This window comes from Rhodococcus sp. 4CII (assembly GCF_014256275.1).
Taxonomy (GTDB): Bacteria; Actinomycetota; Actinomycetes; order Mycobacteriales; family Mycobacteriaceae; genus Rhodococcus_F; species Rhodococcus_F wratislaviensis_A.
Map to the genome: position 1 here is coordinate 1 of NZ_JACCFE010000002.1, position 11,912 is coordinate 11,912.

10 protein-coding genes are annotated in these 11,912 nt (G+C 67.6%); 2 read left to right on the forward strand and 8 right to left on the reverse strand.

Annotation, left to right across the window (positions count from 1 at the left end; translation table 11 throughout):
* Positions 1 to 116: 116 nt before the first annotated feature.
* The 7 genes from H0B43_RS00870 to folP all read right to left on the reverse strand — a co-directional run bounded on the left by H0B43_RS00870 (position 117) and on the right by folP (position 8,731).
* On the reverse strand, positions 117 to 371 hold the full coding sequence (locus H0B43_RS00870; RefSeq protein ID WP_312034135.1) for a DUF3263 domain-containing protein: 255 nt from the start codon (positions 369 to 371) through the stop codon (positions 117 to 119).
* A gap of 75 nt (positions 372 to 446) precedes the next feature.
* A complete protein-coding gene (locus H0B43_RS00875; protein WP_185730483.1) occupies positions 447 to 611 on the reverse strand; it encodes a hypothetical protein in 165 nt (54 codons plus the stop codon).
* A gap of 80 nt (positions 612 to 691) precedes the next feature.
* A complete protein-coding gene (locus tag H0B43_RS00880) occupies positions 692 to 3,700 on the reverse strand; it encodes an AAA family ATPase (protein ID WP_185730482.1) in 3,009 nt (1,002 codons plus the stop codon).
* A 10-nt stretch (positions 3,701 to 3,710) separates the two neighbouring features.
* A complete protein-coding gene (locus tag H0B43_RS00885) occupies positions 3,711 to 4,760 on the reverse strand; it encodes a porin PorA family protein (protein WP_185730481.1) in 1,050 nt (349 codons plus the stop codon).
* A 284-nt stretch (positions 4,761 to 5,044) separates the two neighbouring features.
* On the reverse strand, positions 5,045 to 6,382 hold the full coding sequence (locus H0B43_RS00890; RefSeq protein ID WP_185730480.1) for an aminomethyl transferase family protein: 1,338 nt from the start codon (positions 6,380 to 6,382) through the stop codon (positions 5,045 to 5,047).
* A 228-nt stretch (positions 6,383 to 6,610) separates the two neighbouring features.
* Positions 6,611 to 7,906 (reverse strand): aminodeoxychorismate synthase component I, encoded by a 1,296-nt coding sequence (locus H0B43_RS00895; protein WP_213015347.1) that lies wholly within the window; start codon positions 7,904 to 7,906, stop codon positions 6,611 to 6,613.
* 24 nt (positions 7,907 to 7,930) lie between these two features.
* Positions 7,931 to 8,731: a dihydropteroate synthase gene (folP, locus tag H0B43_RS00900; RefSeq protein ID WP_213015348.1), complete on the reverse strand. Its 801-nt coding sequence runs from the start codon at positions 8,729 to 8,731 to the stop codon at positions 7,931 to 7,933.
* 417 nt (positions 8,732 to 9,148) lie between these two features.
* On the opposite strand from folP, the gene purU reads away from it, so the two are divergent.
* Positions 9,149 to 10,102 carry a formyltetrahydrofolate deformylase gene (gene purU / locus H0B43_RS00905; RefSeq protein ID WP_133987540.1) on the forward strand — a complete coding sequence of 318 codons (954 nt, stop codon included), beginning with the start codon at positions 9,149 to 9,151 and terminating at the stop codon, positions 10,100 to 10,102.
* Positions 10,102 to 11,031, forward strand: a complete 930-nt coding sequence (folD, locus tag H0B43_RS00910) for a bifunctional methylenetetrahydrofolate dehydrogenase/methenyltetrahydrofolate cyclohydrolase FolD (protein WP_185730477.1) — start codon at positions 10,102 to 10,104, stop codon at positions 11,029 to 11,031. The genes purU and folD overlap by 1 nt, the downstream gene beginning before the upstream one ends.
* A 68-nt stretch (positions 11,032 to 11,099) precedes the next feature.
* On the opposite strand, the gene H0B43_RS00915 is transcribed toward folD, so the two are convergent.
* A complete protein-coding gene (locus tag H0B43_RS00915) occupies positions 11,100 to 11,834 on the reverse strand; it encodes a GntR family transcriptional regulator (protein ID WP_185730476.1) in 735 nt (244 codons plus the stop codon).
* Between the last annotated feature and the right edge of the window lie 78 nt (positions 11,835 to 11,912).

Below are 11,912 nucleotides of genomic sequence, written 5' to 3' on the forward strand. Positions count from 1 at the left end.
CCGCAGGAACACCTGCCGCATAGGCTTTCTCGTGCGTGACGACCACGTCGGATTCGTTGATGTCGTGCTTCGGTACGGGCATGGTGTTCCTTCGAGATCTGCGGGACGAACTACTATCAAGGGCTGGTTGGGTTCTTGCGGTGTCGTGTTCGTCGGCGTTGCTCGGGTGGGTTGTTCGACTGTTGGTCGCGGTGTTCCGCTCGTTCGTCGGCGGGAAGATCGCGCGGGCCCTCGTCGTGGATCCGGGTGAGGTGTTCGTCGTATCGGTCGGTCGTCATGCCGAATTCGACGAGTACGTCTTCGGATCGTGGCCCACCGAACGGCGACCACCGGCGGGCGAATTCGAGGATGGCGGCATCGAAGCTGTCCACGGCGTTGTCCTTTCGAATGTTCAGCGACGGCACTTCTGGTTAGGGGTCGCTCGCGTGCGCGTGCGTTGACTCTGGTCAGTGTGAGTTGTCGAAGACGCCGGTTCCGCTCATTGCGATCCAGCGTCGCTGGATTCGGGCGAGTGCGATGTGTCGGGCGAGGTGCCGGATGAATGCCGCGGACCGGTTGGGCGCGAGCAGGCCAGCGAGGGCGATGACGGCGTGGATGGCGGGTAGGAGCACGCGGAGGTTCCTCATTATGTGGGGCGCCGCGCACAGGGGCTCGGATACGTCCCTGCGATCGATGCGTTCGGGGGTGTTGTTCAGCCCGGTGTACCGGTGGGATGCTCGCCGTCGCTGTCGAGCGCCGCACGCAGCGCGTCCCGCGAGTCGATGTCGAGTTTCCGGTAGATGTTGCGCCGGTGCCATTCGACAGTGCTCATCGTCAGGTAGAGCGTTTCGGCGATGCTCCGAGTGGTCAGTCCGTCCGCGAACAGTGCGGCGATACGTTGCTCGCTGGGGGTGAGGGCATTGAGACCGTGGATGACCTGTCGGCGGGGTCGTGCGCCGCTGACGAGCAGTTCCTGATGGGCCTGTCGTTCGACTGCCGTCGCCCCGGAGCGGTGGGCGAGATCAAGTGCCTCGCGCAACGTCTCGCGGGACCGAACTTTCTTCCCGAGCCGGCGTTGCGCGGATCCCAATTCGATGAGGGTGCGGGCGAGCTCGAGCGGCGAGCTTTCGGCGGATTCGAGTACGGTGACCGACTCTTCGAGAAGGGCGATCTCGGGGTTGGGTGAGGCCACCAATGCTCGCTCACGCAGGGCCGAGCCCAGGGTGGAGCAGAGGCCGAACTGGCGTGCGAGCTCGATGTCGCGGTCGATCAGTTCGATGGCGGCTTCGGTTCTCCCGGCCGCGTGCAGGGCTCGGCCGGCGAGTGAGCGCCAGGGGGCGAGCATGTAGCCGGGGTTGTGGAAGCGGTTGTTCTCGAGGAGCTTCCCGACGCGTAGGAAGTCGTCGGATGCGCCGTGGAAGTCGCTCTGAAGCAGGCGTAACCGGCCACGCGCCATGTAGAACCAGACGTTGAGTGTGCGTGTTTCACGGCTGCGCAGCTGCGCCTCGGCGTCGTGGAGGACTTCGGCTGCCTGTTCGAGTTCGCCACGGTCGATCAGGCAGTAGGCCAGAATTCCCTGCGGGGCGGGGACTGTCGAGTTCCATCCGCGTTTCATTCCGATGATCGCGGCCTGCGCGTCGACCATTGCCTCGCTGACACGGCCGAGGGAGTACATGGCCATGGAACGGGCGAGGGAGATTTCGGCGAAGATCAGCGAGTCACCCCGCATCCGGGCGTCGGTGAGGACGCTGTCGGCGACTTCGGCGGCGTCGTGGGCTCGGCCGCACCAGGTCAGGGCGAGGATGGCGTGGCTGATGGTCATGCCGTCGGAGGTTTCGCGCCAGAGTTTCACGCTGTCGCCGAGTGCCTGGAGAACCAATTCCGCGTGGTCGGCGGAGCGGGGTTCGGACATGGCGCGGAAGACTGCCAGGTGCAGGATCAGGAGTCGCTCGGCTGAGGTGAGTTCGGATTGTGCCGGGAAGGTCGTGGCCAGTGCGCTGACCCGTTGGTGGGCCTCGTGGGGGCGGTCGACCAGGTACGCCGCCGACGCCATGTAGCCGGCCTCGAATCGCAGCGCGAGGTCGCGGTCGGTGTGGGTGAAGGTGTCGGCTCCCTTGCGGAAGACGGTCAGGGCTTCGGCGGGGCGCCCGTATCGGAACAGGGTCTGGCCGAGTGCGTACATTGCTCGGGCCTGCTCGTCGGGTTCGTCGATCAGTTCGAGTGCGGACTCGAGGTGGATCAGGGAGTTGGTCTCTCCGGCAGCGGCTTCCATGATGCCGAGATCGATGAGCAGGTTCGCGTGCTGGCGCGGATCCTCGTGCTGCATCGTCAAGGCCCGACGGAGGTATCCGGCCGCGGCGCTCGGGGCGCCCTTGCGTGCGGCGCTTTTCGCCGCCGAGTGCAGGGCTGTTCGTGCCCAGTCGGAGTCGGTGGGCGCTCCTCGCATCAGGTGCACGGCGACTCCGTCCATGTCCGCTTCGGACGCCCGGAGCAGTTTCGCGGCTTCGAGGTGGCAGCGGGCGCGGTCGTTGGAGGGAAATTTGCGGTAGACCGCGCCGCGAATCATGGGGTGGTAGAACGACAGGTTTGCTGCGCTGGCGAAGATCTGTGCGGTGGCGAGTCGTTCGGCGGCGACGGTGGCAGCGGCGAAGTCGAGTCCACTGAGCTCCGCCGCCGTCGCCAGCGATGTCGAGGTACCCAGGACCGCTACGGCGCGTGCCAGGGCGAGCGCGTCGTCGCCGAGTCGGGCGATGCGGAGCATGACACTGCGGGTGACGGATTCGGGTGCGGTGTCCGGGACGGCGCCGTAGGGGTTGGCGGCCCCGACAGCCGAGCGGGAGTCCATCGCTGTGGCCAGTTCGCGAAGCAGGAAGGGGTTCCCGCGGGTCGCGGCCCAGCTTTCGTCGATCAGGGCGTCGTTGTCGTCGGCGTCGGGAAGCAGTGTGTGCAGCAATTCCTTGACCGCGTCGCGGCTCAGTTCGGCAGGTTGCAGGGTGTGTGACGCCTGCAGGGCGATGCGAGCGACGAGTTCGTTCTCGGCGGCCGGATCTCCGGTGCGAACCGCACCGAGGATGATGACCGGAAGGTCGCCGAGTCGCTGGGCGAGGTAGAGCAGGAATCGCAACGACAGCTCGTCACCCCACTGCAGGTCGTCGGCGATCAGGACGAGGGGCCGCTCCTCGGCGAGATTGGCGATGAGCCAGTAGAGGCTGTGCAGCAGCACGAACTCGTCGGTGAGGGCGGTGGCGGTCTCATGCAGGGGTCGTCGGAGCATCGGCTCCACCAGGGCCGCGTGTCCGCGGAATACCGCTTCGAGTTCAACCTGCGAGGCCCGGGCGATCCGGGTTTCCAGCAGGCGCAGGGCGAGCCCGAGCGGGAATTCCTGCTCGAGCTCGCCCCCACAGGTGGTCAACACTTCGGCGCCGAGGTCCTCACCGATTGCCTGCGCTGCGGCCAGCAACCGTGATTTGCCGATTCCGCTGGGTCCTTCGATGAGTAGCATCTGGCCGTCACCGCGCGTTCCGCTGCGGACTGCGCGGGTGATCGCCTCGACCTCTCTGCCGCGTTCGAGGAGCGGGGCAGGGTTGTCGGTCGACTGCTCAGGGGTTGGCATATCCACCTTCTCCGCGAACGATGCGGCTCCCTGCTCGGGTTGGACCTCCCGCGCGGCGTCTTCCAAGACACCGGGCAGGTCGGTTGTCTCACCTTGTGTATACAACATTGTTGTCCGTCTATCGATCGATCGCGACAGGCTCTTCTCCGGTGTGTGTCTCACGGGTCGGGGTGGCCGCCTGCGCCGGCGGGTGCCGGCGCGCGAACGCCACTGCGAGTGCGATCACCCCGAGCAGGAGCAGCACGATCGGGGCCACGGTACCGAGCACGGTCAGTGCGGTGCTGATGCTCGCGGCCGTGTCGGCGGCTGCTTGCTGGCTCTCGGGTGTGACGGTGGCGTCCACGGCGAGCACCGGGGTGACGTCGGTGACGCTGCCGTTCGCCGAGACTCCCGCGGTGACCTGCTGCTGCAGTCGAGCGTCGAGGACGACGCCGCTGGTGTCGTCGACATAGAAGGTCAGCGTGGTGTCGGCGGTGTAGGCCAGCGGCACCGGATCGGGCAAGGTCGGGACGAGGGGTCCGACGGCTGCCATCACGTCGGCGGGCAATGCCGGTGCGAGACTGGCCAGCAGGTCCTTCGGCAGCGCCGGTGGCAGGGTGGCCAGGGTTGCGTCGTCCTTCAGATTTCCGGACACGGTGGTCGTGTAGACGCGTACGTCTCGGCCCTGCCGGGTGTCCTGGCCGGTATAGGTGATGGGTGCGCTGGTACGCGACTGCGGGTCCCAATAGGTGTAGCGGTCCTCCGGTGCCGGATGGACGGGGAAGGCGACGGTCAGCCCGGAGGCCTGCTCCACCGCGGGTGCCCCGTCGGGGCCGCTGACGGCGCCGAGGCTGGTGCGGTCCACGGCGTAGGTGTGGGTGCTGGGCAGAACGGCCGGACCTGCCTGGATGGTCGCCTCGTCGGCGACGACGGCGGTGCTGCCACTGGTGTCGAGGACGTGGACCCGTCGGTCGATGGTGACCGGAACGTCCTTGGCGATGGCGTTCGCGACGTCGCCGGTCTGCAGGGCGTCCGCGTTGAGCAGTGTCGCGGTGCCGGTGTAGGTGACGGTGACATCGGTGTCCGACGGCAACTGGGCCATGTACGGGGTGACCACGAAGCGGGTGAGTGCGGCCAGTGCAATCAGCACGAGGCCGATCACCCCCCACACGGCAGATGAGCGTCGCATTTTCACAAAGGTCTCCAGTTCGGGCTGGGGCGAGGTCCTCGCCTCACCGGTGGCCGGCCACACCGAGGCGCGCCGAGAGGCGATTCGGTGTGGCCAGGCCTTCAGATGCCTGCACACAGAAGCTGGTTGAGCTGCGCTGCGGGCGAGAGTGGGGCGCGCACGCAGGTGGGATCCTCCGATTGATCCAGACCCACCTGCGCGGTCCCGGCGGGCGCATTGTGCGCCGGTCACAGATACCTATGACAGTCGAGCTCGGGTGGCACGATCACGTGCCGGCTGCGGTCTCACACGGCCAGTGCCGGTTCCTGGGACAGATCGCGGCGGCGGCTGTCCTTCTTGTAGGGGGCCGGTGCGACCGTGGCCCGAATTTCGGTCTGCGGGGTGCCGGGCTTGCCCCACAACACGGTGACCTCGGTGCCGGGTTCGGCGTACTCGGTATCGATGAAACTCAGTGCGAGGGTCTTCCTGAACCACCGGCTGTAGCCGGGGTGCGTTGCGTGGCCGATCTTCTTGCCATCCTTGAGGATCCAGTCGACCCAGTTGCACACCAACTGCACCTCGGGGAGGTCGAACTGCTGGTAGACAGGGCCGTCGGCGTAGAGCGAGGCGTGGATGCGCTTGACGTCCTCGCTGTTGAATTCGAGGGTGACGACCTGGCGGCGCGGGTGGGCGGCTTCCTTCTCGAGCGCTTCGCGGCCCGGGAAGTCGTGATCGAACGCAATGTTGCGGCCCCAACCCATTTCGATCGGGCTGCGGTAGAGCTCCTTGAGGTCGTCACCGTCCCAGCTGCCGTCGAAGGAGGTCGCAAAGTTGTGGCGCAGTGGACCGTTGAACGGTGACTCCACCCATTCCGGGGGGAGGTTCTCGTCCATGAACTTGTGGTAGTCGGCCTTGCTCTCGTCGGAGAGGGCGTTGAAGAAGTGCATTCCGCCGGTCGGGTAACAGGCCTCGAGATGGTTGATCATGAACGTGCGGGTACCGAGCCGGCGGATGCCGAAGTCCTTGCCGGCCTCGAGGATGGCTTCGAGGACCTTGCCGTGGTTTTCGATGGGTCCCTGGATTTCGAAGCCGATCTCACCGGCCATGCCCTGACGAAGGAATGTCACATCGATGTCGTTGATGACACCCTGGCGGGTGTTCATGAACTTCACATCACGAAGCCCGGTCTCGGTGAGCTTTTCGATCACTGCCAGGGCCTTGGGCCCGGAGACCTGGAACTTGTGGGTGAGCGGGAACGAGACCTCGACGTCGTAGCCGCCCTTGCGGGCGTTGTACAGCGACCACTGCGGGGTGCCGACCTGATATTCGAAGTCGTCCTCGGCGTGCCGGAGCAAGATGCCCTCGGCGATGACCTTGCCGTCGTCGTTGCACTGGATGACGTGCTTGGCCTTACCGACCGGGAAGTTGACGAAATCGTTGACCGACAGGTCACGGAAGAGCTTGAGCGCGTCGGGTCCCTTGAAGCGGATCTGCGGGACGAAAGACCAATCACCGACATAGCAATCGGTGTGCCACGACAGCTGCTCGTCCATCCATCCCGTGTGTTCGGGCGGCCCCATGACCGGAAAATATCCGACGGGCGCGATTCCCGTGAAGGCGCGGAAGGGTGCTGGGTCCGTCATTTGAGTTTCCTCCTGAAGATTGTGACCGCGACCACATCGGGCGGCCTTCGTCAGCGTATGTCGCACCACACCCCGTTTCGGCCCTCCGAACCCCCGGGGGTTTTGATCCCATGGGGTCCCCCGAGCACCCCCGGGGGAGGGCCCCCGGCCGTGTTTGGGCAGGTGGAAGGGCCGTGCGGGTGTGGTTCCTGCACGGTTCCGGTGCTGGGGGGTGGGGGTTGGGATGGGTCAGGGCCGCTCGGTGAGTGCGGGTACCCGGGTGGGGCTGAGTTCGATGATGCTGCGTGCCTTGTCGAGGCATTCCTGCCATTCCGCGGCGGGGTCGGAGTCGATGGTGATCCCGCCGCCGACGCCGAGGACGGCGCCGCCGGTGGGGGTGAACTCGACCGTGCGGATGGCGACGTTGAGTTCGAGGCCGGCCAGCGGGCTGCTCATCCCGACGGTGCCGCAGTACACGCCCCGAGGTTGCGGTTCCCACCCGGAGATCAGTTGCCGGGCCCGTGTTTTCGGGCATCCGGTCACCGATGCCGGCGGGAAACTCGCCTCGAACAACTCGGCCGAGGTCGTGGCCGGGGGTAGCTGCGCTTGCACGGTGGACACCAGATGCCACACCCCGGGGGCCGGGTGCACGCGCAGCAGGTCGGTGACGGTGACGGTGCCGGTGACCGCGAGCCGGCCGAGATCGTTGCGGACCAGGTCGACGATCATCACGTTCTCGGCGACGTCCTTGGCCGAGACCCGCAGGGCGGCGGGGTCGGCGGTGAGCGGCAGGGTCCCCTTGATGGGGCTGGAGGTGACGGTGGTGCCGTGGCGGGCCAGGTAGAGCTCCGGGGACAGTGAAGCGACCGCCCCCCAGTCCCCCTGCAGGTACGCCGCCCGGGTGGGATGGGTCTGGTCGATGCCGTCGGCGAAGAAGTCCGCCGGCCGGCCGGTGATCTGCCCGGTGAATTGGGTGCAGATGCAGGCCTGGTACACCTCGCCGGCGCGGATCGCGTCCTTGCAGGCCTCGACGTTGTGGTGGTGGGAGGCGCGGTCGGGGGGTGTCCACCGCATCGACCAGGTGCGCGGTTCGGCCTGTGGGTCGAGGGCGGCGGCGGCCAGATCCGGTGGGCAGGGGGTGTCGGTGAGGGTTTCGTACCACCAGCATCCGCCGGTATCGAGGCGCAGTACCGAGTCGGTCCAGCCGCCGGCGGCCGCGGGGAGCCGGCCCGCACCGTCCGGATATCCCAGGTAGCCGATCCATCCGCCGCCGATCAGTGGGTCACCGGGAGCGGGCGGGCGGTCCGGGTGCCCGCCGGGAAACGCGGCCCGGGGCGTGACGGGCTGGGTGTGCAGGTGCGGGGCGATCACCGCGGCCGCGCCGAACCACTGGCCGACCAGCGCGGCCGGGGCCGGCAGCAGCATCTGCCGGGCCCGGGTGTGCAGCGCCCGGAGTACCTCGGCGGGCCGGCCACCGGGCCCTAGACGTTGCAGGCGCACGGTCGGACACCCGGATCCCTCACGGGAGCAACCGTTCCAGCACATCATCGACAGCAGCAGGCCGGCCGATCATCGGGTCGCACCCTGCCACGCCGCCACCACAGCCACAGCCCGACGCGTGGATTTCACGTTATGGACCCGTACACAGTAGGCGCCGGCTGCGGCGGCGAGCGTGGAGACCGCGCAGGTGAGGTCGTCGCGGTCGGCAGGCGGGGGGATGGTGGCTTCGACGTCGGTCATCAGCGCCCCGAGGAAGGACTTGCGGGAGGCGCCGACCAGTACCGGCCGGCCCAGCTCACGGATCCGGTCGAGGTGAGCGAGCAGCGCCCAGTTGTGGGCGCCTGTCTTGGCGAATCCGAGCCCCGGGTCGAGAACGATGTGGTCCTCGCGGATCCCGGCACCGATCAGTGCGTCGAGGCGGTCGGCGAGTTCGGTGACGACATCGGTGACGACATCGTCGTAGACGGCGCGCTCGGCCATCGTGGTGCTGTGTCCGCGCCAGTGCATGGCGATGAACGGCACACCCAGGCCCGCGACGGTCGCGGCCATCGCCGGGTCGGCCAGCCCGCCGCTGACGTCGTTGACCATCGATGCCCCTGCCGCGACCGCGGCGGCCGCGACCTCCGCGCGCATGGTGTCCACACTGACCAGGACACCGGCCGCGCTCAGCGCCCGGACGACCGGAAGCACCCGCCGCAACTCCTCTGCGACCGGAACCCGCTGTGCCTGCGGCCGGGTGGACTCTCCGCCGACGTCGACGATGTCCGCGCCCTCGGCCACCAACGCCAGCCCTCGGGTGATCGCGGAATCGGCGGCGGCGCACAGCCCCCCGTCGGAGAACGAATCCGGAGTGACGTTGACGATGCCCATCACCAGGCACCGCGCCGGCGCGGGCCGCGACAATCGGACCCCGGATCGGGGTACCGCATCGGTGATGCGGTCGCGTTCGGTCGGGCGCGGCGGGTGAGAGTGTTCGGTCATGATGTGGTGCATTGCTGCCTTCCTGCCGGCCCGTCCCCATCTCCTGGCGGGCGGCGTCAGCGAAGCGCTTGCCCCCGCACCGAGCGGACCGGATATCTGCGGTGAACGTTAGTGACCGAGAGGCCGGACACGGCAGGGCTCGGGGGTATTCCCACCCCGGTGGGGCACAAATCCCATGGGAATCACCGGGCGAAATCGACCCTGCCCCGCCCATACGCTGAGTGCTGTCTCGAGTCGGACCCCATCTGCGGTCCCCATCGCCTCGGACCTCACGACCCCCGCTTTCATCCCGCTCAGGAGGGCATCATGACTGCCACACCGTCGACGTTGGCACCCACAACAGTGGACTTCGCTCCACCGCGCGCCGCTGGAGCTCAGGGCAAGTCCGGCGGGGGCGAGCTGACCGATCTGGGGCGTCTGATCCTGCACTGCGCCGATCAGCCCGGCATTGTCGCCGCGATCTCTCGGTTCCTCGCCGACCACGACGCGAACATCATCGAGTCCGATCAGTCGACGAGCGACCCGGAAGGCGGGCACTTCTTCCTGCGGATGGTGTTCCACAAACGCGACCTCCAGGCACACATCGAACAGATGGAGGCGACGTTCGAGGCCTCGATCACCGATCAGTTCGACGTCACGGACTGGTCGATAACCAGTGCCTCGGCACCGAAACGGGTCGCGGTGATGGTCTCTAAGTACGACCACTGTCTGTTGGATCTGCTCTGGCGCGCCCGCCGCGGCGAGCTGCCCGTCCAGATCGGCCTGGTCATCTCCAACCACGCCGATCTCGCGGCGGAGGTCCGCTCCTTCGGTGTGCCCTTCGTGCACATCCCGGTGACCCGCGATACCAAGGCCGAGGCCGAGGCCAAGCAGCTCGAGTTGCTGCGCGGCAACTTCGATCTGGTCGTGCTCGCCCGCTACATGCAGATCATCACCAACGACTTCCTCGAGAAGGTCGGGTGCCCGATCATCAACATCCATCACTCCTTCCTGCCCGCCTTCATCGGCGCCGGCCCGTACCAGAAGGCCAAGGACCGAGGGGTCAAGCTCGTGGGCGCCACCGCGCACTACGTCACCGAGGACCTCGACGAGGGCCCGATCATCGAGCAGGACGTGGTCCGGGTCAGCCACCGGGACGACGTGGCGACCCTCGAACGACGCGGCGCCGACGTCGAACGTTCGGTGCTGCACCGAGCCGTGCTGTGGCACTGCGAGGACCGTGTCCTGCGTCAGGACAACACCACGGTGGTGTTCGCCTGATGAGCGCCACCATCATCGACGGCAAGGCCGTCGCCCAGACGTTGCGGCACCGAGTCGCCCAAGAGGTCGCCGCCCTCGACCGCCGCCCCGGGCTCGCGACGATTCTCGTCGGAGAGGACCCGGCGTCGGCGATCTACGTGTCGAACAAGCGCAAGCTCTGTGTGGAGGCCGGGATGCGGGATCGGCACCGGCTCCTGCCCGCGCAGGTGTCGCAGGCAGAGGTCGAGGACGTCATCGACGAACTCAACCTCGATCCCGAAGTCGACGGCATCCTCCTGCAGCTACCGCTGCCCAAACATCTCGATGCCCCGTCGCTGATCGAACGGATCGATCCGGACAAGGACGTCGACGGACTCACCGAGACCAACGCCGGACGTCTGGCGCTGGACAGGCCGGGTCTGCGCCCGTGCACCCCCTCGGGTGTGATCCAGCTGCTCGACTCCGCCGGCATCCACCTCGAGGGAGCGCACGCCGTCGTGGTGGGACGCTCCGATCTGGTGGGGCGTCCGCAGGCCCAGCTGCTGCTGGCCCGCGATGCGACGGTCACCATCTGCCACCGGCATACACGGGATCTGGCCAGTCATACGCGCGACGCCGACATCGTCGTCGCGGCGGCCGGGGTCCCGAAACTCATCGGTGCCGAGCACATCAAACCGGGCGCGACGGTGATCGACGTCGGAATCCACCGCACCGACGGCGGCCTGTGCGGCGACGTCGACTTCGATGCCGTGGCCGGTATCGCCGGGCACATCACCCCGGTCCCCGGTGGGGTGGGCCCGATGACCATCGCGACGTTGCTGCGCAACACGTTGACCGCGGCCAATCTGCACAACAGCTCGCACCGGGAGACCCGCACCAACGGGTCCGGGCCGGCACGCGAGGGCGTGGCTGTCACGGCAGGACGGACCCCGCTGCCGGTGCAACCGTAGCGAGTCAGGCGATGTTCAACTCCCCCGTGCGCCCACGAAGTGCTGCGGCGTCTGACTCCCGGGCGGGGTCAGACGCCGGGCGCGGCCTCTGCGGGGGCCGGGCGGGCGCGGCCGCTGGCCGCCTGAACGATGGGGGCGATCATCTTGTGGCTGTAGACGACGTGCTCGACGACGGCGTCGCGGACGGTGTTGGCATCGCCGCCGCGGGCTGCGTCGACCAGGACCTGGTGGGAGGCAATGATCCTGTCCGCCACCTCCGGGTCCGGGTGCGCCCCGACGTACAGCTGGATGTAGCGCTCGGATGCCACCCACAGTTGGTCGAGCAGTCGGCGGTCCCAGTCGGTGGCGCTGGGCAGCATCAGCAGGTGGAATCTGGCGTGCACGGAGTAGACGTCGAAGGCGTTGCCCCGGGTGATGATGCGTTCGAGCTCGCCGAGGGTCTCGTCGAGCAGGGTGAGCCGCTCGGGTGTCATGAGCTCCGCCGACCGTTCGGCGATCTGCCCTTCCAGCAGGCCGCGCAGCCGGTAGACGTCGTCGAAGTCGTCGGTGTTGATGGGGGCGATCTGCGGTCGCCGGCCTCGCCGGAACTGCACCAGTCCGCGGCCCTCGAGGCGGCGCAGGGCTTCGCGGATCGGGACATTACTGACGTCGAGGATCGCACTGAGTTCCTGGATGGCCACCGGCTGTCCAGGTTTGAGCTCGTTGGCGAGGATCATGTTCAGAATATGCGCGGCGACCTGGTCCACGACGGACCTCGGGCCGGAGCCGGAGCCGTCATGCGTGGCCCGATCAATGTCTTCCATTAGCAGGATCCTATCGGTCCGGATTACACGAAACCTTCGTGTGCTGCCGTGTTCCTACCGGGCTGTCCCGGCAGGTCG

What these genes read in the sequence shown, in the direction of transcription:
- H0B43_RS00890 (WP_185730480.1), bottom strand. Translation starts at nt 6,382, where the DNA reads ATGACGGACCCAGCACCCTTCCGCGCCTTCACGGGAATCGCGCCCGTC.
- H0B43_RS00915 (WP_185730476.1), bottom strand. Translation starts at nt 11,834, where the DNA reads ATGGAAGACATTGATCGGGCCACGCATGACGGCTCCGGCTCCGGCCCG.
- folP (WP_213015348.1), bottom strand. Translation starts at nt 8,731, where the DNA reads ATGGGCATCGTCAACGTCACTCCGGATTCGTTCTCCGACGGGGGGCTG.
- H0B43_RS00895 (WP_213015347.1), bottom strand. Translation starts at nt 7,906, where the DNA reads ATGTGCTGGAACGGTTGCTCCCGTGAGGGATCCGGGTGTCCGACCGTG.
- H0B43_RS00885 (WP_185730481.1), bottom strand. Translation starts at nt 4,760, where the DNA reads ATGCGACGCTCATCTGCCGTGTGGGGGGTGATCGGCCTCGTGCTGATT.
- folD (WP_185730477.1), top strand. Translation starts at nt 10,102, where the DNA reads ATGAGCGCCACCATCATCGACGGCAAGGCCGTCGCCCAGACGTTGCGG.
- H0B43_RS00880 (WP_185730482.1), bottom strand. Translation starts at nt 3,700, where the DNA reads ATGTTGTATACACAAGGTGAGACAACCGACCTGCCCGGTGTCTTGGAA.
- purU (WP_133987540.1), top strand. Translation starts at nt 9,149, where the DNA reads ATGACTGCCACACCGTCGACGTTGGCACCCACAACAGTGGACTTCGCT.